The sequence below is a fragment of the Mycobacterium sp. shizuoka-1 genome, assembly GCF_002723835.1.
Taxonomy (GTDB): domain Bacteria; phylum Actinomycetota; class Actinomycetes; order Mycobacteriales; family Mycobacteriaceae; genus Mycobacterium.
Genome location: NZ_BEWG01000095.1, coordinates 1 through 23,137, shown reverse-complemented (window position 1 = coordinate 23,137; position 23,137 = coordinate 1). Strand labels below are relative to the sequence as shown.

Genomic DNA, 23,137 nt, shown 5'->3' with positions numbered 1-23,137 from the left:
GGAACGCTCACGCGACGGGCTTCAGGCGGACCGGAACGCGTAGCGCGCGGCGTACTCGGCCGGATCCCACACCGCGGCCCCACTGGCCGCCAGCGCCGTGACCGCACGCCACTGCACGATCCACACCCGGGCGGCGTCGTCGAGCACCCATTCACAGTCGACCGGCCGGCCGGCCAGGTCTGCGACGGCGCGCACCTGCTCGGCGAGAGCCAGCGCCTCGTCGGTGGTCAGGGCCGCGGTGAGCGCCCGGTCGGCGGGCAACTCGACGTGTTGCATGCGCCGATCCTCGCTGTAGACCAGGGCGATCTTCTTGTCGCCGGTCTCATAGCGCAGAACCCTTCCGTCGTCGGCGATTTCGATGCGGTCTGGAATGACCACCCCCTGGACCACCGGCTCGCCGAACCCCCAACTGCCCTCGATGACCAACCGGTCGTCGCGACCGGTGACGGGATCGACGGTGAACGCGACCCCCGAGCACCGGGCGGGCACCATCAGCATCACCCCGACGGCCATCGACGGGCTCGGGTGGTTCGCCCCCAGACGCTCCCGGTAGGCCACCGCCCGTTCGCTGTTCAGACCCGACCAGCATTCCTGTACCGCGGCCACCACCTGGTCAGCGCCCCGCACCCCGAGGAAGCTGTCGTAGATCCCGGCGAAGCTGGCCTTGGTGCCGTCCTCGTCGACGGCCGAGCTGCGCACCACGACGGGCTTGTCGCTCCCGGCGCACAACCGCTTGTAGGCGGTCGCGATCTCGGCGGCCAGGTCCCGGCTCATTCCGTCGGCGCTGCTCTCATACCCGGACGGCGTCACCACGAATCCCGGGGGCACGTCGAAGCCGTGCCGGACAAGCTGCCCCAGCCTGCCCATCTTCGGACCGGCATTCTCGGCGTCGGCCTGCGCGAGGTCGATGACCGTGCTCATTGCGCACCCCTCAGGATCGTGACGGTGCCTGTCGCACCGTCGACGTGAATGTCGTCGCCGTCTCGGATGGTGGATGTCGCCACTCCGCACGCGGTCACCGTCGGCACGCCATACTCGCGACCGACGATCGCCGCGTGCGACAAGGTGCCACCGCTGTCACAGACACATCCCGCGATCCAGCTGAATGCCAATGTCCAACTGGCCGAAGTTGATTCGCAGACCAGAATGTCGCCTGTACTGAGCTTGTCCAGGTCACCCGCCTCACGGATGACCTTGGCCCGACCGCGTGCGCTCCCCTGCGCCGCCGGAATGCCGTGCAGCGTCGTCACCCGCACGCCGGCCGCTTCGGCTCGTACCGCCTCCATATAGCCGCGATCCAGTCCGTAGATCTCGATCAGCAGCGGGTCGTCGATGGCTTCGGGCACCGCGCCGAGCATCTTCGGCATCTCCGCGCGACGGCCGTGCCAGTGGTCGAAATACTGCCGGCGCGCCTCGATGGTCTTCTGCATCCCGTAGTAGCCGCGCTGGCGTTCGGCGATGTCGAGCAGTTCGGGCCAGAACAGGAACATCGTGTCGTCGTAGCGGTCGGTGCCCAACCGCTCGGCGAGTTCGAGGGCCACCCAGCGCACCGGGAGCGACGCGCGCAGATCGATGTAGTAGTTGTGGTCGTCCTGCCACCACGGGAAGTTGGCGTGCTGCACCGAGATCAAGCCGGCGTCGAACACCTGTTGCTCGCGACGGGTCAGTCGGCCACGCGCCTCGTCGATCGCAGTCTCGCGTTCCTGCACCGCAGCGGCGTGGGCGGCATCGAAATCGTGCGGGTGGTCTTGGCGCAGGAACTCCGCGACGGTACCCAAGACCGGGATCGGGTCTTCCTTCCAGCTCGGCAGCGCGACATCGGCGGTGCCCGCGGTGCGGTCGCCGTACACGTCGAGGAATGTGGTCAGCCGACCCAGCCACGCCCGCCCGGCGTCGTCGCGGTCGAGCGCGGCGGCCAGCCCGTCCGGGGCCGTCGCGGCAAACACCATGTCCAGCCCACCGGATCGCGCGTCGGCGGCGAGTTGCCAGAGCGCCCGGTCAGTTTCACTGATCTTGGTCTCGTAGCCCTGGAGAAATTTGGCGACGGTGCCCGCGTCGAAACCCAGTTCGCGGCACACACCGCGGAACCCGAGATAGTTGGACAGCAGCGGGTACATCATCTCGAAGTGGATCTCGAACAGTCGCCGGTAATAACACCGCGCCTCCACGAGCATCATCGCCAGTTCGTCATCGGAGAGTGCGGCTATGTCGCGGGAAGCCATTGACTGCCAGCCGATTTCGATCTCCGCACGGCGCTGGCGCCAGATCAGGTCGAATCGGTCCAGAAAACCCGGAAGATAGGCCCGCATCCGGCGGTCCCTGGCGGCGATCTCCCGCTTGTTGCGGACCGGAACGACCGCCGCGTAGGTGTGGGTGCCCGCTATCCGTTGGGTCATACCGCGGCCCTGCGGCAACGGCATCTGCTCGGCCGCCCACTGGGTGCCCCAGGAGTAACCGTCCTCGTTCCAGATCATGCCGAGCGGCGTCAGGCCACGTGCCCAGTGAAAATCGAGAAACCAGAACCGGTCCTTGTCGGCTGCGGTGAAGCTGCGGAACGGTTCGACGATGTAGGGCGAATGGCCGAACGACGGGGCGAAGCCGGGATACCACTCGTCGGTGAAGAAGTCCTCGATGCTCAACATGACGTTGACACCGCCGCGATGCCGGGCATCGAGGCGGTCCTAGCTCCCCCAGGGCACGAGCCGGCCCAGGCGGCGTGCGGCCTCCACGACCAGCCGAGTGAACTGCTGCTCGCAGCGGTCCATCACCTCGGTGCGGCCCACGATCGACAGCGCCGCCCGGGCCCGCCCGCCGCCGTCATAGATCGGGGCGGCGACCGACATGGCCCCGCTGGCGACCTCGTCGCGGTTGATGGCGACACCGGCCCGCCGGATCTTGGCCAGGGTCGCATCCCACTCTTCGACGCTGCGAACCGAGTTCGGCGTGATCGCGGGGAAGGACGCGCGCCGACGTGCTTCGGCGACCGCAGGGTCGAAGGCCGCCAGCACCTTGCCCGTCGCCGAGCAGTGCGTGGGGAAGCGGCGCTCGGGCAGAGTGTCGAAGATGTCCAGGCCTTCACGGGACTGCAGGCGTTCCAGGTGGACCACATCACAGCCGTCGGCGATTCCGAGGTGGATGGTGTGGCCGGTGCGCTGCCGCAGATCTTCCATGATCGGCAACGCAGCCTGGCGCAGCCGGCTGCGGCTGACCGAGAGCTGGCCGAGTTCGTAGAGGTGCAGACCCAGCCGGTAGCGACCGGTATCGGGGTTCTGCTCGACGAATCCGCGGCCGGCCAGCGTGGACAGCATCCGGTGGGCGCTGCTCTTGGCGACACCCAGGCTGCGGGCCACTTCCGAGACGCCCAGCTCGTCGTCGCTCATGAAGCAATCGAGGACGTCGAGCGTGTTGGCCACCGACTTCAGCGCATCGTCACGATGCCGGGGAGCCACCGGCGGTCCGGACCGACTTCGGTCGGCAACGCTCATACCTGCTCCCGTCGCGTGGTGTGCGTGCAAAGTATGAACCACGTCACTCACCTCCAGAAGGGTCTTTGGTCCGTTCACAGCCGGGACGGGACAAGAAATCGGCGACCAGCGCGGTGAACGGGCCGGACCGCTCGATCTGGGTCCAATGCCCGCATCGGCCGAATACGTGCAGTTCAGAGTCGTCGATGAGCTCGTGTAGCCGCAGCGACGTGGCCAGCGGGATGACCTTGTCGTCGCGGCCGTGCACGATCAAGGTCGGCACCTGGAGCGCGGCGATCTGCTCGTGCGGGGTGCTCAGCGCGTCGACCCAGCGCTGCCGCGGCGCAGGGAACATCGCGGCGAAAGACTCCTGGAATCCCGGCCGGATGCTGGCCTCGTAGCGCACCTGTGCCAGTTCGTCGGTGACGAGTTCTCGTGAATACGCGAAGTGGTCGAGCATCTCGCGCATGGCGTCAAGGGACGGCTGGTAGCCCCACACCGCGTCGAGTGCTTCGGTGATCGGGAACGGAACACCGACGCTGCCCATGAGGACCAGGCGGCTGACCCGCTCCGGTTGGCTGACCGCCAGGCGCAGCGCTACCGCCCCGCCGAAGCTGTTGCCCACCAAGGACACTGCCTCGAGACCCAGAGCATCCAAGAAGCCCGACAGTTGGTCAACCCAGTTCTGCAGGGTGTAGCTGAAGCCGATGGGACGGTCGGTGAAGCCGAATCCGACCATGTCCGGGGCATAACAACCGAACCGCTCCGCCAGGGCCGGAAGCGTCAACCGCCAGTTCGCGTAGGCCGTCACCCCTGGCCCGGAGCCATGGACGAATACCACGGGCTCACCCGTTCCGGTCTGCAGATAGTTCGTCGAGATACCGTTGGCGACAATAGTTTTCCCGATCTCCGGGGCCGCGAACGCGGTCACGAAGTCCTCAGCAGAGGGCTACGTACGCCACCGGACCTGTCAGAACTGTCGAAGAAGTCCTCGCGATAGATGTCCCGGGGGAACAGCCGCTTGCTCATCAACATCCTCAGGGCCGCCTCGACCATCGGCGGCGGTCCGCACAGGTAGGCGACGTGTCCCGCGCAGGTCTCGAAATCGGCGTCGACGGCGTCGGTCACGTTGCCGTGCCGGATTCCGTTCACCTCCTCTTGCGACAGCACCGGCCGATAGCTCAACTGCCCGTTCGACGCCGCCTCGAGATCGGTGAAGTAGTCGACGTCGTAGAGGTCGGCCTCGGTCCGGGCGCCGTGATAGAGGTACAGCCGATGCGGAGCACCGGTTTCCAGCACGTGGCGCACCATCGCCTTCAGCGGTGCCAGGCCGGTGCCGCCACCGATGAGGATGGCCGGCTCACTGCGGTGTTCGCGCAGGAAGAACCGGCCGTACGGACCGGACAGCGTGACCTCGTCCCCCTCGGCGAGACCGGCGAACACCCAGCCGTCGGTGGCCAGACCACCGGGTGTGCGACGAATGTTGAGTTCCAGCATGTTCGTACTGGCCGGCGGCGTGGCCACCGACCAGCTGCGGGTCACCGAATGCCCGGGGATCCGAACCTGGACGTACTGACCGGGGTTGAGCGCGATATCGCCGTCGAGGCGGAGTTCGACGCGGCGAATGTCGTTGGCGCAGTCCTCGATGCGGGTCACGGTGCCGATGAAATCGCGCACCGGGTGGAAGACCACCCCGTCTTCCTCCTCGACGTCGGCCTCGATCGTGACGTCGCTCTTGGGACGTGCCGTGCAGATGAGCGCCTTGCCCTCGGCCCGCTCCGAATCCAGCAGCGCGAATGCCGAGGCCTCGCCGAGATCGACATCACCTTCGACGACCTCGACCTTGCAGGTGGCGCACGTGCCGTGGGTACAGGCGTGCGGAAGGTTGACGCCCTGACGCAGGCAGGCCTCGAGGATCGACTGGTCCTCTCGGCAGGACACCTCGACGCCGAGAGGTTCGACGGTGATCGTGTGGGTGTGGGTCACCTCACGATCGTGCGGCCGGCCCGCCGTGGCTCATAGCAGCGTTCCGCTATCCGGACCGGCTGCCGAAAAACCCTTACCGAAGTGCGGCTGCGCCCGCCTCGGCGACGGCGCGGTCCTGCTCGGCGCTGCCACCACTGACCCCCACCGCTCCGGCGAGCGCGCCGGCCGAACGCACGGCGACCCCGCCGGCGAACACGATCAGCCGGTCCGTCTTGACGATGCCGGCCAGCAGGGCGGGCTCGCCGGAGATCACGTCGAACCACTCGTGGGTGGCCAGGCCACCGAACGCTGTGACCGTGTAGGCCTTGTCCTGCGCGATCGATACCGACAGCAGGGGTGCATCGTCCATCCGGGCGAACGCCAGCAGGTGCCCGGACCGGTCGGTGACGGCAACGCAGACCGCCACCCCCAATTCGGCCGCCGCGGCCAGGCTCCGGTTCAGCACGCACCGCGCGCCGGTCAGGGTGAGGGTGGGGACGGCGGCGACGGTGGCCTCGTCGGCAGCCACCTGTCAGGTGACGACCGCGGTGAAGCGCTCGTTGAGCTCGCGGCCGATGTAGAAAATACCCTTGGCCAGCTGCTCATTGGTCCAGGTGATGGTCGGGAAGTCCGGGAAGGTCTGGTAACCGCCGGCGAATACCTCGTTGCGGTTGCCCGAGGGATCGAAGAAGTAGATCGTCTGCCCGCGGGTGATGCCATGCCGGGTCGGCCCGATGTCCACCGACACATCGTCCATGGCGAAAAGATCTCCGGCCTTGAGGATTTCGCTCCAGTCGCCCAGCTGGAACGCGAAGTGGTGCAGCTTGCCGTTAGGACCCTTGATCAGCGCGATGTCGTGGGGGGTGTTCGTGCAGAACATCCATGACCCCATCAGCTCACCCTCGTCGGACTGGTCGGTGACCCAGCGCTCGGCAGGCCGGAAGTCCAGAACCTCTTTGAAGAATCGTTCGGAGGTGTCCATGTCCTCGCAGCAGATCAGCGCGTGATCGATGCGGGGCACACCGACGCCGACCAGGTCGCGTGGCCACGCCTCGGGGTTCAATGTCCCGGTGGCGGTTCCGGTCTGCTCGGCCTCGTGGTACAGCTCGACCACATGATCGGACGGCAGTACGATCCGCAGACCGTCGCTGATGGCCAGGTTTTCACCTTTGCTCATCCGCTCGGTGATGGCACCGAAAGACTGGGCCCGCTTCTCGTAGGTCTCGATGTCCTCGGGGCGTTCGACCTTGTAGCCGAGCTTGACCAGTCCCACGCCACCGTCCTCGAGCACCACCGAGTGATGGTCGTACTCGTCCCAGGCCTTCAGGAACACCTTCCCGGGCTGTTCGGCGACCTTCTGCATGCCGAGGGTGTGGCAGTAGTGACTCAGGGCGTCGTCCATGTCGGTGACTCGGGCGTGGACGTATCCCAGACGCATGACACTCATTGGACTCATGTTCCTTTCGCTTGGAAGAACAGGGGGCTGCACAGCAGCTGGTCGTCGGTGCCGAGACGGATGATGACGTCGGTCACCGGAACCGCCCGGCAGCTCAGGCAGACACCGGCGTCCCGGTCACTCTCGGGCAGAACAGTTTCGGCGACGGTCTTGGGATAGGTCACCAGGCCGGAGACGAGGTGCACCTTGCACACCCCACAACCTCCGCGCCGGCAGCCGAACTTGTGGGTGTAGCCCCGCCGGCACAGGGCTGCGAGAATCGGCTCACCCGGCCGGGTCTCGACCGCCACTTGGTAGCCCTCGACCGACACCGCCGGCATGTCAGCCGACCTGGAACGACACGGTGTGCTTGTGTCCGATCCCGAGTTCGCTCAGCGACGCGTCGGCGCGGACCCGCAGCGGGATGTCGTCGACGAACCAGTCGCGTTCGGAGCCTGGCTCGAAATCGGGGTCGGATGCCGCCCACGGTTCGACGACGGTGCTGACGAACTCCCCGAACGGCATGGCTGTGGGGACACGGAATGTCGCCGCCGCAGCCAGGAACGTGTTGTCACGCCACCAGACGTGGACCAGTTGGTCGTCGCCGTACAGCTCGGCACGTGAGCGTGACGGGAACTTGTACTCACCGATGGCGCGCACGCTCATGTCAGCCACCGACTTTCGCGGTCTCGACCCCGGACCCGCTGTGCCAGCCCAGCCAGTTCTGGTTGTCGACGGAACCGAGGTACTCGCCCCCGTCGCCGTCTTGGATGCCGTACCAGTCCAGTACCTCCGGCACGCTCGGGCCACCGCAATTGCCTTGGAATATCTGGTGCACGGGCAGCCAGGCTTGCACGTACTTTTCCGGCTCGCGCTCGAAGATCCACTGGCAGCCGTCGGAGCAGAAGTTGAAGTTCTCGCCCTCGAACTCGCTGTGGCGCTGGCACAGTGTGTTCGGGTCACCGGGTTCGGTGAGGAACATCGGGAGTTGGCACACCTGGCACAGCTGCGGCAGCCCCTGGAAGAAGAACCGGCCGCCGTTCTCGGCGACCCGGGCGGCCTTCTCCCACTTCGGCCGATAGATGGTGTCGAACGTGCCGGGGTACTGCTCGGCGAACCAGGCCATCTCCTCGGGTTCGGGGATGGTGGTCGTGAAGGCGGCCGCGAACGAGAACTGGTACAGCGTCCAGTACACCTGGTGGCTGTAGATATCCTTCTCGGCGATCGCATGCTCGACGTGGCGCGGTGGCCTGATGCCGTAGTAGGCCAGATCCGGGAAAAGCCCGTTCAGCATTTGCTTTTCGAAGTACAGCTCAAAGGCTTCCTTCCAGCTGATCACCTTCTTGGGCAGCATGTAGTCCATCATTCCGGCGATCAGCGAGGTCAGCCGATATCCGCGCCAGAACCACTTGTCGATCCAGGCCTGCACGATCGGGACGTTGGCTTCATCCTGCTCGAGCAGGAACTTGATGGCCTCCAACCCGAAGGTCATGTGCCGGCTCTCGTCGCTCTGCGCGGAGAAGCCGAACGTCATCGTCGAGAGGTCGCCGTTGAAGCTCGCGCCGCTCATGAACGGAACGAACAGCAGGTTGGTCAAGAGATATTCGAAGGAGAATCCGATGGCGATGAGGAATTCGAACGGGCCGGCAGTGACGGCATCCTCGAAGAACGACTTGGGCACCGACAGGTACCAGACCCGATCGAACTGGTCGAAGGCGTTGTGCAGACCGCTGTAGTACCTGTTGTAGTTCGACAGGGTGTGAATCTGGGTCTGAGCGTGCCGCATCTCGTCGAGGGACTGGCACAGTGCCGCGAAACGCGGCCCGGCGCCGTTGAGTTCGCGCCCCAGGTAGGCGAAGTGGCGGTGCGCCGTGTACTCCAGCGAGGTCACACCCTGCAGGAAAAGCTTCATCGCGTTGAGGTAGCGGGCGTCGGTCAGGCTCAGGTGCCCCTGCGACTGGGCGAATCCGTCGAGCACGGCGTAGAGCCGCTTGTCCTTCTCCGCCTGGTACTTGAAGTACGAGTCCACGGTGAGACGGAACGGATCCTCCCACTTCGACCAGTCGTGAACCTTGATGCCTTCAAAGGTGGTGTGCGGGAACATGTCGTCCTCGCTCACGTAGGTGGGATCCCATGACAAATCACGGGTCAGCGCCGAGTAGCGCGCTTTCATTGACATCTTCGCCATCACTATGTCCTTCGAAATTCGTTGAAGAGGTTGGATATTGGTGGACTAGTGGTCCCAGCTGATGACGATCTCGTCGTCGTCGTAGTCGCTGATGTTGCCGTAGTAGGAGACGATCGACAGCTGGAATTCGTGGGTCTCCCACTCCCGGCCCAGTTCGTCCTCGATGGTCTCGCGTTTGATCACGAGCTTGCCCGGCGAGTTCACCTTGATCAGGCCGGGCAGGTGGGTCACCCGCATACCGGGGTTGTCCTTCTCGATCGCGGTCACCATTCGCCGGACGTCCTCCCCGGACTCCTGCAGGTCGACGCCGACCTCACGCGTGGCGGTCATCTCAGGCCTCGATTCCGCTGGCGCGCAACGTCACGTTGACGGTGTCGGCGGTGCTGGCGACGAACTTCTCGGCACCGACGTCGGCGAGGGCGTCCATCTCCTGGGCCAGGTCGATCACCGCCGCGGTGGCCTGGGGCAGATACCGTGCGACCGTCGCCTGCAGCACCTCGACGTTGGCCGCGCCGTGTTCGGGATCATTGACCCATGCGCTGATCAGCGGATCCAGCCACTTGCGCTGATCGGTCCACCAGACTCCGAGCTGCTGGGTCAGCAGGCTGTAGGCGCCCGCCCCAGAGAGCAGTGCAGCCTCGTCGAGGTGCGCGGTGAGCAGGGGGTAGATCAGCCGGTCGCAAAGATCCAACCCGATGTTCGACAGCGCCCAGTCCGGCTCGACCAGCAGTTGCTCGATCAGCCGGCGCAGACCCTGCAGGCCGGGATGGTCCAGCCACGCCGGCTTAGTGGTGGCCAACACCGCATCGGAGTTGTCCCCCAACGCAATACCGATCCGGCTGAGGATCTGCGCGTTGCCGATCCGGTCGAAGGAGGTGTAGGTGAAGACCTGCTCGATCGTGGTGCCGTAGGCGAACCGGCCTCCCTCGACACTGATGAGCTGCCCGCCGGACTCGTAGTAGCGCAGTGGCAGAACGGTTTTCGCCACAAGGTCCTGCCACGACTGTGGCATCTTCGCCAGCAGCCCACGGTCGACGACATAGCTCAGGTTGCGACCGAACGCCTCGTGCAGCGTCGCCCGGTTGACGACATACGGCGTGTAGTAGAACTGCCGCGGGTCGGTGTAGGAGTCCGGGTCGGAGAGCTTCAACGCCGAGTAGTCGGCATCGTAGATCTCGTGGTGCGGGTCCCACAGCGGCCGGTAGTGGAAGTGCTCGGTGGACTGGATGCCGACCGAACCTTCCTCGTAGCGGGTGGCCGGCCGGTCACCGTAGCGCTTGATCAGGGGCGTAAACGTCTGGCGAACAGGTTCGATGACCTGCTGGCGAAGCTCGAACTGCACGGGCAGCCTCCGGATTCCTCGTGGTGGCTCGGTGGATTAGCAAAAGAATGTCGATGCGACGGCGATCACAGTGCCAACGTTCCGGTTTCCGGAACGGGGGTGTCGTCCCGGTCTTCTCCCTCGACGCCGACGAGCAGCAGGATGAGCTTTTCCACCTGGTCTGCGCCGGTCAGCTCGACGTTGCCCAGATGCCGTGAGCCGATGCCGTAGAGGTGACCGACGGCCACGTCGTCACCGATGGTGGTGACGATCCGGGCCTGCCGCGGCCCGTAGGTGAGGGCGAACGACAGCGCTCCGACCCGCACGTCATCGGTGAGCTCGATGCGCTCGAGGTCGTTGGCCGTCAAGACGACGTTGGCCTCGCACACCAGTTGTTCGGCCAGCGACCGGCATTCGACGTGCGCGTCGGCACCGATCGCGGCGGGCAACCGCCTGCTGGCCTGGATGTCGGGCAGGTCCACGTCGGTGGGGAGATCGAGAACCTCGCTCACCCGCAGCATGAAGGGCGTCATTCGCGCAATTGTCTGCGGCTGTGACCGCCGTCTCCCCGTGCGGTTCCGCGTTGCGGAACGTCAGCCCAGCGCCCAGACGACCCGGACCCGCTTGTTGCCGTTCCTGCTTGCGGAACAAATTCGGCGTCCGCCGTGACGCCGTTGAGATAGTTCCGACCAGCAAGTGTGACCCAAACCACGACCGAGGGTTCCCGATCCCCCGGACCACACAGGAAGGCAGATCTGATGCCGCAACTAGCCCGTTCGGACTGGTACGACCTGACGCGGGACATGAACTGGAACTTCTCGTACGTCACCGACGAGCAGGTGTTCCCCGAGGAGATGTCCGACAGCTTCGGCGTGCCGAGAGAGGCCTGGTGGAAGTGGGACGAGCCGTACAAGATCACCTATCCGGAGTACGTCGACATCCAGGCCGGTAAGGACACCAGCGTCTACGCCATCAATTCGGTGGTGAACCGCTCCAAACTCTTCGACCAGCTCGACCCGGGGTGGAAGTCGGCGATCCTGGCGCACTACGGCGCGATCGCGGTCGCCGAGTACACCGCCGGCATGGGTGAGGCACGGATGGGCCGGTTCGGCCGGGCGGCCGCGTGGCGCAACATGGCCATGTACGGGACGCTCGACGAGACCCGGCACGGCCAGATCCAGACATACTTCCCCTACACGCTGCTGGCCAAGGAACCGAAGGCGGACTGGGCCCACAAGGCGTACCACACCAACGAGTGGGGCATCATCGCCTCACGCTCGCTGTTCGACGACATGTTCGGCGGCAACGACGCGGTGTCCACCGCCATCCAGCTCACCTTCTGCTTCGAGACCGGGTTCACCAATCTCCAGTTCCTCGGAATGGCAGCGGACGCAATGGGAGTCGGCGACATCGAGTTCAGCTCGCTGATCTCCTCGATCCAGACCGACGAAGCCCGGCACGCCCAGCAGGGTGAGCCCACGATGAAGATCCTCATCGAGAACGGCCGCAAGGACGTCGCACAGAAACTCATCGACCACATGTTCTGGCGGTCCTGGAAGATCTTCTCGCTGCTGACCGGGCTGTCGATGGACTACTACACCCCGCTCGAACATCGCAGGCACTCCTTCAAGGAGTTCATGGACGAGTGGATCAACAAGCAGTTCGTGGACCAGTTCCGCGACTTCGGTCTGGAAAAGCCGTGGTACTGGGATGACCACTACCTCAAGGAGAACAACTGGCTGCACCACGCCTATCACCTGGGCGTGTGGTTCTGGCGGCCGACCGTGTGGTGGAACCCGGACGCCGGTGTCTCACCGCAGGAGCGCGACTGGCTGGAGGAGAAGTACCCCGGCTGGAACAACTCGTTCGGCAAGTACTGGGACGTCATCACCGAGAACGCCCGTTCGGGCAACATCCCGATGACCTACCCGGAGACGCTGCCGATGGTCTGCAACATCTGCCACGTGCCGGTGTGCACCCCCGCCGGATTCGACGCCGGATATCTGGACAGCCCGGCACCGCTGATCCACGACCACAACGGCCGCCGTTACACGTTCTGTTCGGAGCCGTGCAAGTGGATCTTCACCCAGAGCCCGCAGCGATTCGGCGGTCACCTCGGCATCGTCGACCGGTTCCTGGCCGGAATGATCCAGCCGCCCGACCTGAATGGCGCACTGGCGTACATGGGCATCTCGCCGGAGGAGGCGGGCGTGGACGCCACCGACTTCGCGTGGGCGCATGCGCCGGCCCCGCTGGTGATCGCGCGCTGATCTCCGAAGACCTCAGAAAGGACATCGAAATGGCATTGATGCCGGTACAGGGCCAGGTCTTGGGCGACTTCGTCATCAACCTGGTGCCGATCGACAGCGAAGACAGCATGGACGTGGTGGCCGAGAAGATCGCCTACCACTCGGTCAACCGACGAGTCGCCAAGCAGGACAAGCCGTTACGTGTACGCCATCACGGACACGTGCTACCGCGCGACGCGACCGCGGAGAGCGCAGGGGTGGGCGCGTTGGATTACCTCGAGGCGTTCTACTCCGACGGTGCGCCGTGAGCGAATCGGATCTGCGCTGGTATGACGTCGCGGACCTCGACGAAGTCTGGGAGGGCGAGGTCCTCGACTTCGAGGTGGCCGGCGAGGAGGTGATGGTCGCCCACCTGCTCGGCGGCGACCTGCGCGCGTTCCAGGGCATGTGCCCGCATCAGGAGATTTCGCTGCTCGACGGCCAATGGGACCCCGACACAAGCGAATTGACCTGCGGCGGCCACTCCTGGGTGTTCGACCTTCGGACCGGCAAGGGTGTCAATCCCGCAGGTTGCCAGCTGTTCCAGTTCGCGGTCCGGGTGGCCGACGACAAGATCCAGGTCGGTGTGCCCCAGGACGGGCAACGGCACTACAACCGCGACACCGTCAACACCACCAGCGCCCGCGAGGAGGGCAAATGACCGCGACCGATGAGCATGTGAAGCGTGTGGGGCCGATCATGCGCGGTGTGGACGGCGAGCTGTGCGACGCCGTGATCAACGCCATCGAGGACGACAACCCGGACGCCGAGGTGGAAGTCGACGACCAGGGCGGCTACGTCAAGATCACCACACCGTGGCGCTGCCGGCTCACCCGAGCCTCACTCGAGCGTGAGCTCGGACGGGATTTCCGCCTGTCCGATATCGAAATCAACCTGGCCGGGTTCGCCGGCCGAATCCTCGTCGGCGACGACGAGATCGTGTGGCATCTGGATAGAGAGGCGTGATCGTGGCGAGCAACCGGCGCACTACCAAGACGTGGAGCCTGCTCGGCGACGTCAAGCGCAAGCCGAGTCCGTACGAGGCGGTCACCGCCAAGTTCCACTACCACTTCAGGCGCGACCCCGCGCCGTTCGAGATGGATCCGGAGACCCCGATCAACAAGTGGTATCTGCGCAACCGTGAGGGCTCGCCGCTGATGCTCGACGACTGGGAACAGTTCCGCGACCCGCACAAGCTGACCTACAAGGACTACGTCGCCACCCAGCGGGACCGGGAAACCTTCGTCGACGGTCTGATCGACCAGGCCGAGGCGGCCCATGCCGCCCGGCAGCTGAGTCCCGGCTGGGTCGGCACGCTGCGGGACCTGTTTGTCCCGCTGCGCTTTCCGCTGCACGCGTTACAGATGGAAGCGCTCTATGTCGGCCAGATGGCGCCGTCGTCGTTCATCACCAACTGTGCGTATTTCCAGGCTTCCGACGAGTTGCGGCGCACCCAGCGCATCGCCTACTGGACCAAGCTGCTCTCGATATCCCACGGCGACGAACTCGCCGAGACCACGACCGCCCGCGGTCCGTGGGAGTCGGCAGCCCACTGGCAGCCGCTGCGCAAGGTGGTCGAAGAGATGCTGATCGCCTACGACTGGGGCGAAGCGTTCACGGCGCTGAACCTCACGGTCAAGCCGATGCTCGACGCACTGCTCAACGAGCAACTCGCCGCGCTGGCCGCCGCCAACGGCGATCAGTTCCTGGCCCAGCTGTTCACCGAGTTCGATCTCGACAGCAAGCGGAGTCAGGACTGGAGCCAAGCTCTGGTCGCCTACTCCGTGGACCGAGATCCAGCACTGCGCGAGGTGTTCGACGGGTGGCTGGCGCGCTGGCAACCCGCGGCGAAGGCGGCGGTCGATGCGCTTGCTCCGCTGTTCGGTTCGGCTCCAACGCCGTTGGCGCCCGAGATGGTGTCCCACAACGTCGCGCGGCGCTACGCCAACTTCGTCGAAGAATGCGGGCTGACCGTCCACAACCAGGCGTCGGTGTAGGGCCCGCCGGAAGAGAGTGAGAAAGTCCGTGTCCTCGTTGCTCAACGGTGCGCGCCTGGCTGCTCGGATGGCGCTGCAAGTGCTGACGGTTGCGATGGCCGTCGTGCTGGTGCTCCCAGCCCTGACCGCCCCGCCGGCGTCCGCCGACGAATCCAAGTACCTCGAGTTCTACACGCCACCGGACCCGCTACCCGCCGGCAGGCCCGGCGACCTGGTCCGGTCCGAGCCGATGAACTTGGTCTACGAACCGTCGGGCCAGCTCGGCAGCTGGGTCGCCACCGGGACGCGGATCATGTACCGCACCACCAATGCCAAGGGGCAGCCGGTGGTGGCGACCGGGGTGTACCTCGAGCCGGACAATCCATGGCCCGGGAAGGGTCCCCGACCGTTGATCGCCTACGCGCCGGGACCGTACGGCATCGGTGAGCAGTGTGCGCCGTCACGGTTGATGGATCAGGGGATTCACTTCTCGCAGGGGTTCGACCTGACGTTCAACTACGAGGAGACCTTCCTGGCCACCATGGTGGCCCGCGGCTATGCCATCGTCGTCGCCGACGGTGTCGGGATGGGCGTGCACATCCCCGGTGGCCCGGAGTTCGCCAACCGGCTCTCGGCCGGCACCGGATTGCTCGACGCCGCGCGGGCAGCCATGCAGTTGCCCGGGACGTCCCTGGATCCCCATGGGCCGGTGGCCTTCTGGGGCTGGCTGACGGGTGGCCAAGCGGCCGGGTCGGCGGTGGAGCAGGCGGCCACCTATGCGCCCGAGCTGAACATCGTCGGCGCGGCGTTGAACACGCCGGTGGCCAATCTGTCCCTGATGCCGCCATATCTCGACGGCAACCTGCTGGTCGGCGCGCTGGGTTATGTGCTCAACGGCATCGTCAACGCCTACCCGGAGACCGCGGAACTCCTCATGGGCACGCTGACTCCGCGCGGTCTGCACTTCGTGCAGTGGTCGTCGTACATCTGCCTGGTGCAGTCGGTGGCCGACTTCGGGTTCCGGCACTTCTACTTCCCGGACAACACCGGGTGGTTCAACGTGAATCCGGCGGATCTCTTCGGCAACGACCCGGTGAAGAGCCTGCTGTTGGCCCAGAACCTGGGATCGCTGAAACCAACAGGGCCGGTGTATATCTCGACGAACCGGTTTGACACGTTCAACCCGTATCAGGCGTCGGTCGACGTGGCCAACCAGTGGTGTTCGCTGGGTGGTGACGTACAACTGTGGACCAACGAGGAACCACCGTTCCTCAACAAGGTATCGGTGAACACCTTGCTGCCGTACTTCGTCGACGGCGAGCGCTCAATGCAGTGGCTGTCCGACCGGTTCAACGGACTGCCGACCACACCCAACTGTGGGCACGTGGACTCGAACGTCTGACGCGCAACTCGAACGTCACACCAGAGTCACGCCGAGCGCCGGAAGCCACTCTGGTGTGACGTTCGACGAGCGATGGCATCCCGCACCCGCCGGATGACGTCACCCCGCCGATCGCCTGCCAAGACCCGAATGACAATCCATCCCAGCTCTTCCAGCTTTTCGCGGCGCCGCGAGTCCCATGCGTACTGCAATCGGTCGGTGCGGTGCTGCTGTCCGTCGTACTCGGCGGCCACCTTGATGTCCTCCCACCCCATGTCCAGGTAGGCGATCAGTTCGCCGAACTGGTCGTGAACCGGAATCTGGGTCTTCGGCCGGGGCAGGCCGGCATCGATGAGGAGCAGGCGCAGCCAGGTTTCCTTGGGCGACTGCGCTCCCCCGTCGACGAGCCGGAGGCTCTGGCGGGCGACGCGAATGCCGCGCCGGCCCGGGTATCGCTCGGCCAGCGCCAGAGCCTCGCCTGCATCCATCGACGTGGCGCGAGCCAGGGCGTCCAGAGTCGGTAGTGCGATGCCTGGCGAATACCAAGACGCGAGATCAAGCGCGGTCCGCAGGGGTGTGGTGACCGGCATTCCGTCGACTAGTTGGATTTCGGCATCCCCGAGCCGATCTCCGTGAATGGCCACACCGGCCATTCGATTTCTGTTGTCGTGGATGAGGTCGACGGGCACGCTGTCGTCGATCCACTTCGCACCATGCAGTGCCGCGGCGGAACGCCCAGCGATGACGGCCTTGCGTCCGGACCACAGCCAGCCTGCACGAGCCGAATCACGCGCGGTCAGCTCTGCGCCGGCCGCCATGTACACGTCGGGGAACAGACGTACGAACCGCCGTCTCAGATCGCTCTTGGTGACGGCTCCGGCCGCGACGGCCTCGCTGCCGATAAATGGGTCACTCATGGCGGCAGTGTGCCGCCAACCACCGACAACCCCCGCGAACGTCACGCCAAGGTCACACTGCACGCCCAACGCAACACTGGTGTGACGTTCAGCGCAAAAGGTGAGAAACCTAGCCCAGGATCAGGCCGGAGGTCGGTACGCCGGTGCCGGCGGTGACGAGCACGTGCTCGACGTCGGGCACCGGATTCACCGAGGTGCCGCGCAACTGCCGGACGCCCTCGGCGATCCCGTTCATTCCGTGGATGTAGGCCTCGCCGAGCTGGCCACCGTGGGTGTTGATCGGCAGCCGCCCGCCGATCTCCAGCGCGCCGTCCTTGATGAAGTCCTTGGCGTCACCTTGGGCGCAGAACCCCAACTCTTCCAACTGGATCAGCGTGAACGGGGTGAAGTGGTCGTAGAGGATCGCGGTCTGGATGTCGGCCGGCGTCAGCCCGGACTGCTCCCACAGCTGCCTGCCGACCAGACCCATCTCCGGCAAGCCCAGCTCGGGACGGTAGTAGCTGGTCATCGAATACTGATTCGGGCTCGAGCCCTGCGCCGCGGCCTCGATCACGGCCGGCCGATGCTTGAGATCCTTGGCACGCTCGGCCGAGACGATCACCAAAGCAACACCGCCATCGGTCTCCTGGCAGCAGTCCAGCAGCCGCAGCGGCTCGGCGATCCACCGGGAGGCCTGATGGTCTTCGATGGTGATCGGCTTCTCGTAGAAGTACGCCTTCGGGTTGTTGGCGGCGTGCTTGCGATCGGCGACCGACACCGCGCCGAAATCCCGGCTGGTGGCCCCCGACAGGTGCATGTAGCGCTGCGCGATCATCGCCACCTGCGCCGCGGGCGTGGACAGCCCGTGCGGGTAGGAGAACGAGTTGTCCACCCCGGTGGAATCGGCGTTCTCGACCAGTCGCATCTGCACCTGGCCGAACCGCATCCCGGAGCGCTCGTTGAAAGCCCGGTATGCCACAACGCAATCCGCGACGCCGGTGGCCACCGCGATGGCCGCCTGCTGCACCGTGGCGCAGGCCGCGCCGCCGCCGTGGTGAATCTTGGAGAAGAACTTCAGATCCCCGATCCCGGTGGCCCGTGCGATCGCGACCTCGGTGTTCGAGTCCATCGTGAACGTCGTCATGCCGTCGACGTCGGCCGGTGTCAGACCCGCGTCGGCCAGCGCGTCGAGCACCGCCTCCGAGGCCAGCCGCAGCTCGCTGCGGCCGGAGTTCTTGGAGAAGTCGGTGGCACCGATACCGACGATCGCCGCCTTGCCGCTCAACCCGCCCGGCATCAGGCGGCACCGATCGTCAGTGTGGCGTTGGCGATCACATGATCGCCAAGGCTGTTGCTGCCGACAATTTTCAGCGTGATCAAGCCGTCCTCCACTGCGGTGACCTCACCGGTGAACGTCACCGTGTCGTAGGCGTACCAGGGCACGCCCAGACGCAACCCGATCGACTTGATCACGGCGGTCGGCCCGGCCCAGTCGGTGATGAACCGCTGCACCAGACCGGTGTCGGTGAGGATGTTGACGAAGATGTCCTTGGAACCCTTGGCCTGGGCCTTGTCCCGGTCGTGGTGGACATCCTGGTAGTCCCGGGTGGCGATCGCCGTCGAGACGATGAACGTCGGGTCGCCGTAGAACTTCAACTCCGGCAGCTTCGTGCCGACTTCAATTGCAGGCGCGCTCATTTGGCCGGCTCCCACGCGTAGTTGGTCCACGCGGGCCCGACGTCGTTCGCCGGGAAGTCGATGTACATTGCGCGAACGGGCATTCCGATCTCCACTGTCGAGGGGTCGACGTTGCGCAGCTCACCGAGCATCCGCACACCTTCGGCGAGTTCCACGAGCGCGATCACGAAGGGCAGAGTCCGCCCGGGCACCTTCGGCGCGTGGTGCACCACGAAGCTGAAGACGGTGCCTTCGCCGCTGGCGACGACGTAGTCGGTCTCCTGCTCCTTGTCCAGCCACAGCGCGGGCACCGGCGGATGCACCAGTGTGCCGTCGTCGCGCTTCTGGATGCGCAGTTCGTGCGCGTTGACGCCGTCCCAAAAGAACTTGGTGTCCTTCGAGGACGCCGGACGCATCGCGGAATCGGCGTCGAGATCGTCCGGCACCGATGAAGAGGTAGCGGGGGCCGCCTCCGATTTATCGGCGGGGATGAACTTCATGATGCGCCACATCATTTCGGCCACATCTTCGTCACCGACCGACCAGGTGATGGTCTGGGTGATGAAGAACGCCTCGCCCAGCGCGGTCCGCTTCGGACCGACGACGTCGGTCAGCTCCGCCGCGACGCTGACCTCTTCGCCCTGGCGCAGATAGCGATGATAGGTCTGCTCGCAGTTGGTCGCCACGACGCCGACATAGCCTGCGTCGTCGAACAATTCGATGATCTTGCCCAACGGGTCGTCGTCGGGGCGGACACCGCCGAGACCCATCATCGTCCACACCTGGATCATCGCCGGCGGAGCGACCAGACCTGGGTGACCGGCCGCCTTGGCCGCGGCCTCGTCGACGTAGATCGGGTTCTTGTCACCGATCGCGTCCAGCCAGTGGTCGATCATCGGCTGGTTGACCGGATGCCGGCCCACCCGGGGCTTGCTCTTGCCCTCTGCCTTGACCCGCTCGGCGGCCGCCTTGATGTCGTCGACGGCGCTCACCGCGGGACCCTCGGCACCTTCAGGCCGGAAGCCGCGATCATCTCTCGCATCACCTCGTTGACTCCACCACCGAATGTGATCACCAGATTGCGCTTGGTCTGGCTGTCCAGCCATTCCAGCAGCTCGGCCGTCTCGGGATCGGCGGGATTGCCATGGGCGAAGACGATCTCCTCGGCCAGCCGGCCCGCGTACTGGATTCGTTCGGTGCCGAACACCTTGGTGGCGGCCGCGTCTGCGATGTCGATGTCCTCACCGGATGCCGCGACCTGCCAGTTGAGCAGTTCGTTGATCCGCCACATGGCCTTGAGCTCACCCAGCGAGCGCTTGACGTCAGCGTGATCGAGGGGGGTGTCCCCATTGCTGCCAGGCTTGGCCGCCCACTCATGCACCTTGTCGTACAGCGCCGCAAACCGGCCGGCCGGACCGAGCATCACCCGCTCGTTGTTGAGCTGGGTGGTGATCAGCCGCCATCCGCCGTTCTCCTCGCCGACGAGCATGTCGGCGGGCACCCGCACGTCGTTGTAGTACGTGGCGTTGGTGTGGTGGGCGCCGTCGGACAGGATGACCGGCGTCCACGAGTAGCCCGGATCCTTGGTGTCGACGATCAGAATCGAAATACCCTTGTGCTTCACGGCATCCGGGTCGGTGCGGCAGGCCAGCCAGACGTAGTCGGCATCGTGTCCGCCGGTGGTCCACATCTTCTGGCCGTTGACGATGTATTCGTCGCCCTGCTTGACCGCCGAGGTCCGCAGCGAGGCCAGATCAGTGCCGGCCTCCGGCTCGCTGTAGCCGATCGCGAAGTGCACCTCACCGGCCAGGATCGCCGGCAGGAACTTCTTCTTCTGCGCCTCGGTTCCGTACTGCTGCAGCGTCGGTCCGACGGTCTGCAGAGTCACCGCGGGCAGCGGTACGTCGGCGCGCTGGGCCTCGTTGACGAAGATCGACTGCTCGATCGGTCCGTAGCCCAGGCCGCCGTACTCCTTGGGCCAGCCGACGCCGAGCTTGCCGTCGGAACCCATCCGCTTGATGATCGCCCGGTAGGCCTCGTTGTGCCGGTCGGACTCCATCGCCTTGGCTTCCTGCGGCGAGATCAGATTCGAGAAGTATTCCCGCAGTTCGGCTTGCAGCTGCTTCTGCTCGGGTGTCAGCTCGATGAACATTTACGCTCCCACCAGTTCGAGACGGTGTGCCTTACCGCCCAACAGCCGAGTCAAATCCTTGATCGACGAGTAGTACCGATGCATCGGATAGGTGATGTCCATGCCCATGCCACCGTGCAGATGGTGGCAGAGTTGCATGACCGGAGGCGCCTGCGACGCCACCCAATAGCCAAGGATGTCAATATCTTCGGTGGCGTCCCGGCCCTCGGAGAGCAACCAGGACACCGACGTCGACGCCAGCGTGATGGTCCGCGAGGCGATGTAGATCTCGGCGAGCTGCGCGGCCACGGTCTGGAAGGTCGACAACGGCTTGCCGAACTGGTGCCGGTTGGCGACGTAGTCGGCGGTGAGCCGCAGTGCGCCGGCCACCAGCCCGGACGCGAACGCACCGACAGCCGCCACGACCAGCTGATTGAGCCGGTGCACGGAATCGTTGCCGCCCAGCACGTCCGCCTCGTCGACGGGAGTGTCGGCGAAGGTGACGACGTATTCGTCTGCGTGGGTGGCCGACGGGGTCTTGGTCAGGCTCACGCCGGATGCCTTGGGCGACACCACGACGACCCCACTGTCGGTGCTGACGACGATCCACTCCGCGGTCCCCGCGTAGGGAACGCCGACCTTGGTGCCGTTGAGCGTGCCGCCCGCCAGCCGGGTCGCCGGCCGCTCAGGCAGCGCGTGACCCGGCTCGTTGAGCGCGGCGGTCAGCACCGCACCCTTGGCGACACCGGCCAGGTAGCGATCCTGTTGGGCGTCAGACGCCAGATCCAGCAGCGGGAGCAGCCCCAGCCCCAGCGTCGCGAACGCCGGACTGACGTTGCCGAACCTGCCGACCTGGGTGAGCGCCGACGTGATCTCGGCCAGTCCGAGACCGTCACCGCCGAGCCGCTCCGGGACGCCGAAGGCCATGATTCCGCCGGCGACCAGCGCATCCCAGCTGTTGTCCCGCTCGAGGGCGGATGTCACCACGTCGGTGACAGCCTGCTGCCCTTCTTCCGGACTGAAGTCCACGAAGAATCCTCCTTGATTCTTTCTGAAGGCGGTTAGACCGATGCCCCGGTGTAGTCGACCTGCCAGTGCTTGATGGCGTTGAGCCATCCCGAACGTAGCCGCTCGGGAGTGCCGGCCGAGGTGAGATCGGGCATGTGGTCGGCGACGGCGTTGAAGATCAGGTTGATCGTCATCTTGGCCAGGTTGGCCCCGACGCAGTAGTGCACGCCGGTACCGCCGAAGCCGACGTGCGGGTTGGGGTTACGCAAGATGTTGAAGGTGTTCGGATCCTCGAAGACCTCTTCGTCGAAGTTGGCCGAGCGGTAGAACATCACGACCCGCTGGTCCTTCTTGATCTGCACGCCGGACAGTTCGACATCCTCGGCGGCGGTGCGCTGGAACGCGGTCACCGGGGTGGCCCAGCGGACGATCTCGTCGGCCGCGGTCTCCGGGCGCTCCTTCTTGTAGAGCTCCCACTGATCCGGGTTGTTGGCGAAGGCGATCATGCCGTGGGTGATCGAGTTGCGGGTGGTCTCGTTGCCGGCCACGGCCAGCATCATCACGAAGAAGCCGAACTCGTCGTCGGAGAGCTTCTCACCGTCGATGTCGGCGTTGATCAGCGCCGTGACGATGTCATCGCCGGGGTTCTTGCCCTTCACCTCGGCCATGTGCATGGCGTAGGCCAGCACCTCCATCGAGGACTGCTTGGGGTCGACGTCGAACTCTTCGTCACCGTTGCCGGTCATCTCGTTCGACCAGCGGAACAGCTTGGCGCGGTCCTCCTGCGGCACCCCCAGCAAATCGGCGATCGCCTGCAGCGGCAGCTCGCAGGCCACCTGCTCGACGAAGTCACCGCCGCCCTGGGCGGCCGCCTCCTTGGCGATGATCTGGGCCCGCCGGTTGAGCTCGTCGCGCAGCGCGCCGATGGCCCGCGGCGTGAACCCTTTGGAGATGATCCGGCGCAACCGGTCGTGGTATTCGCCGTCCATGTTGAGCATGACGACCTTCTGCAGGTCGATGTCTTCGCGCGCCATCTCGTCCGGGAACTGCGGAATCGCGGTGTTGGGCGAGGACAGGAAGACGTCGTTGCGACGCGAGACCTCTTTGACGTCCTTGTGTTTGGTGACGACCCAGTAGCCGCCGTCGTTGAATCCGCCCTTGCCGATAGCCTGTTCGCACCACCAGATCGGCGCGACCCGGCGCAGTTCGGCGAGCTCCTCCACCGGCAGCCGCTTCACAATCAGATCCGGATCCAGGAAGTCGAAGCCCGCGGGGATGTTGGGGGTTGGCATGGTCATGCGCTCCTCAATATGACGTGTTCTAGCCCGGATTTTTCGTGGAATGTTGACTGTGGGGGTGTGTAGATAAGCGAAAGTGCCTGTCCTGCAAGGAATAATTGGACTTCTC

Annotated in this window: 26 protein-coding genes; 6 read left to right on the top strand and 20 right to left on the bottom strand. The window is 65.4% G+C overall.

What is annotated here, in order from left to right; translation table 11 throughout:
• Window positions 1–21: 21 nt before the first annotated feature.
• The 13 genes from MSZK_RS24345 to MSZK_RS24285 all read right to left on the bottom strand — a co-directional run bounded on the left by MSZK_RS24345 (window position 22) and on the right by MSZK_RS24285 (window position 10,906).
• Window positions 22–921: a PEP/pyruvate-binding domain-containing protein gene (locus tag MSZK_RS24345; protein WP_099251104.1), complete on the bottom strand. Its 900-nt coding sequence runs from the start codon at window positions 919–921 to the stop codon at window positions 22–24.
• Complete coding sequence (locus MSZK_RS24340; protein WP_099251103.1) at window positions 918–2,642, bottom strand: PEP-utilizing enzyme; 1,725 nt, start codon at window positions 2,640–2,642, stop codon at window positions 918–920. The genes MSZK_RS24345 and MSZK_RS24340 overlap by 4 nt, the downstream gene beginning before the upstream one ends.
• 39 nt (window positions 2,643–2,681) lie before the next feature.
• Window positions 2,682–3,485, bottom strand: a complete 804-nt coding sequence (locus tag MSZK_RS24335) for an IclR family transcriptional regulator (protein ID WP_233211496.1) — start codon at window positions 3,483–3,485, stop codon at window positions 2,682–2,684.
• A 43-nt stretch (window positions 3,486–3,528) separates the two neighbouring features.
• The gene (locus MSZK_RS24330; protein WP_099251101.1) at window positions 3,529–4,395 is read right to left on the bottom strand and encodes an alpha/beta fold hydrolase; all 867 of its coding nucleotides are present in this window, start codon (window positions 4,393–4,395) and stop codon (window positions 3,529–3,531) included.
• Window positions 4,392–5,450 (bottom strand): NADH:ubiquinone reductase (Na(+)-transporting) subunit F, encoded by a 1,059-nt coding sequence (locus MSZK_RS24325; protein ID WP_099251100.1) that lies wholly within the window; start codon window positions 5,448–5,450, stop codon window positions 4,392–4,394. The genes MSZK_RS24330 and MSZK_RS24325 overlap by 4 nt, the downstream gene beginning before the upstream one ends.
• 73 nt (window positions 5,451–5,523) lie before the next feature.
• Window positions 5,524–5,958: a heme-binding protein gene (locus MSZK_RS24320; RefSeq protein WP_233211495.1), complete on the bottom strand. Its 435-nt coding sequence runs from the start codon at window positions 5,956–5,958 to the stop codon at window positions 5,524–5,526.
• A 3-nt stretch (window positions 5,959–5,961) separates the two neighbouring features.
• Window positions 5,962–6,876 (bottom strand): catechol 2,3-dioxygenase, encoded by a 915-nt coding sequence (locus tag MSZK_RS24315; protein ID WP_099251099.1) that lies wholly within the window; start codon window positions 6,874–6,876, stop codon window positions 5,962–5,964.
• A 5-nt stretch (window positions 6,877–6,881) separates the two neighbouring features.
• Window positions 6,882–7,205, bottom strand: coding sequence for a 2Fe-2S iron-sulfur cluster-binding protein (locus tag MSZK_RS24310; RefSeq protein ID WP_099251098.1), 324 nt, complete (start codon window positions 7,203–7,205; stop codon window positions 6,882–6,884).
• A 1-nt stretch (window position 7,206) separates the two neighbouring features.
• Complete coding sequence (locus MSZK_RS24305; protein ID WP_099251097.1) at window positions 7,207–7,530, bottom strand: phenol hydroxylase subunit P4; 324 nt, start codon at window positions 7,528–7,530, stop codon at window positions 7,207–7,209.
• Between the two features lies 1 nt (window position 7,531).
• A complete protein-coding gene (locus MSZK_RS24300; RefSeq protein ID WP_199203468.1) occupies window positions 7,532–9,052 on the bottom strand; it encodes a YHS domain-containing protein in 1,521 nt (506 codons plus the stop codon).
• A gap of 45 nt (window positions 9,053–9,097) precedes the next feature.
• The gene (locus MSZK_RS24295) at window positions 9,098–9,382 is read right to left on the bottom strand and encodes an MmoB/DmpM family protein (protein WP_099251095.1); all 285 of its coding nucleotides are present in this window, start codon (window positions 9,380–9,382) and stop codon (window positions 9,098–9,100) included.
• Window position 9,383: 1 nt separating this feature from the next.
• Window positions 9,384–10,394: a phenol 2-monooxygenase gene (locus MSZK_RS24290; protein ID WP_099251094.1), complete on the bottom strand. Its 1,011-nt coding sequence runs from the start codon at window positions 10,392–10,394 to the stop codon at window positions 9,384–9,386.
• A 65-nt stretch (window positions 10,395–10,459) separates the two neighbouring features.
• Window positions 10,460–10,906 (bottom strand): hypothetical protein, encoded by a 447-nt coding sequence (locus MSZK_RS24285; RefSeq protein ID WP_099251093.1) that lies wholly within the window; start codon window positions 10,904–10,906, stop codon window positions 10,460–10,462.
• A gap of 225 nt (window positions 10,907–11,131) precedes the next feature.
• Here MSZK_RS24285 and MSZK_RS24280 point away from each other — a divergent pair, with 225 nt between their 5' ends.
• The 6 genes from MSZK_RS24280 (at window position 11,132) to MSZK_RS24255 (ending at window position 16,039) form a co-directional block, all read left to right on the top strand.
• Entirely contained in the window at window positions 11,132–12,643 is a 1,512-nt protein-coding gene (locus tag MSZK_RS24280) for an aromatic/alkene/methane monooxygenase hydroxylase/oxygenase subunit alpha (protein ID WP_099251092.1), read from the top strand.
• Window positions 12,644–12,672: 29 nt separating this feature from the next.
• A complete protein-coding gene (locus tag MSZK_RS24275) occupies window positions 12,673–12,930 on the top strand; it encodes a toluene-4-monooxygenase system B family protein (protein ID WP_142389999.1) in 258 nt (85 codons plus the stop codon).
• Entirely contained in the window at window positions 12,927–13,322 is a 396-nt protein-coding gene (locus MSZK_RS24270; protein WP_099251091.1) for a Rieske 2Fe-2S domain-containing protein, read from the top strand. Before MSZK_RS24275 ends, MSZK_RS24270 begins: the two co-directional genes overlap by 4 nt.
• Entirely contained in the window at window positions 13,319–13,627 is a 309-nt protein-coding gene (locus tag MSZK_RS24265; RefSeq protein WP_099251090.1) for an MmoB/DmpM family protein, read from the top strand. Before MSZK_RS24270 ends, MSZK_RS24265 begins: the two co-directional genes overlap by 4 nt.
• A gap of 2 nt (window positions 13,628–13,629) precedes the next feature.
• Complete coding sequence (locus MSZK_RS24260; protein WP_233211494.1) at window positions 13,630–14,658, top strand: toluene hydroxylase; 1,029 nt, start codon at window positions 13,630–13,632, stop codon at window positions 14,656–14,658.
• Window positions 14,659–14,725: 67 nt separating this feature from the next.
• Window positions 14,726–16,039, top strand: a complete 1,314-nt coding sequence (locus MSZK_RS24255; protein ID WP_099251205.1) for a lipase family protein — start codon at window positions 14,726–14,728, stop codon at window positions 16,037–16,039.
• Between the two features lie 26 nt (window positions 16,040–16,065).
• On the opposite strand, the gene MSZK_RS24250 is transcribed toward MSZK_RS24255, so the two are convergent.
• The 7 genes from MSZK_RS24250 to MSZK_RS24220 form a co-directional block, all read right to left on the bottom strand.
• Window positions 16,066–16,935 carry a hypothetical protein gene (locus tag MSZK_RS24250; protein ID WP_099251088.1) on the bottom strand — a complete coding sequence of 290 codons (870 nt, stop codon included), beginning with the start codon at window positions 16,933–16,935 and terminating at the stop codon, window positions 16,066–16,068.
• Between the two features lie 109 nt (window positions 16,936–17,044).
• Window positions 17,045–18,211: a lipid-transfer protein gene (locus MSZK_RS24245; protein WP_099251087.1), complete on the bottom strand. Its 1,167-nt coding sequence runs from the start codon at window positions 18,209–18,211 to the stop codon at window positions 17,045–17,047.
• On the bottom strand, window positions 18,211–18,612 hold the full coding sequence (locus MSZK_RS24240) for a MaoC family dehydratase (protein WP_071950280.1): 402 nt from the start codon (window positions 18,610–18,612) through the stop codon (window positions 18,211–18,213). Before MSZK_RS24240 ends, MSZK_RS24245 begins: the two co-directional genes overlap by 1 nt.
• Window positions 18,609–19,583, bottom strand: a complete 975-nt coding sequence (locus MSZK_RS24235; RefSeq protein ID WP_099251086.1) for a bifunctional MaoC family dehydratase N-terminal/OB-fold nucleic acid binding domain-containing protein — start codon at window positions 19,581–19,583, stop codon at window positions 18,609–18,611. Before MSZK_RS24235 ends, MSZK_RS24240 begins: the two co-directional genes overlap by 4 nt.
• Window positions 19,580–20,743: an acyl-CoA dehydrogenase FadE29 gene (gene fadE29, locus MSZK_RS24230; RefSeq protein ID WP_099251085.1), complete on the bottom strand. Its 1,164-nt coding sequence runs from the start codon at window positions 20,741–20,743 to the stop codon at window positions 19,580–19,582. The genes MSZK_RS24235 and fadE29 overlap by 4 nt, the downstream gene beginning before the upstream one ends.
• Window positions 20,744–21,751, bottom strand: coding sequence for an acyl-CoA dehydrogenase family protein (locus MSZK_RS24225; RefSeq protein WP_099251084.1), 1,008 nt, complete (start codon window positions 21,749–21,751; stop codon window positions 20,744–20,746).
• Between the two features lie 32 nt (window positions 21,752–21,783).
• Window positions 21,784–23,022, bottom strand: a complete 1,239-nt coding sequence (locus MSZK_RS24220; RefSeq protein ID WP_099251204.1) for a cytochrome P450 — start codon at window positions 23,020–23,022, stop codon at window positions 21,784–21,786.
• Window positions 23,023–23,137: the final 115 nt, after the last annotated feature.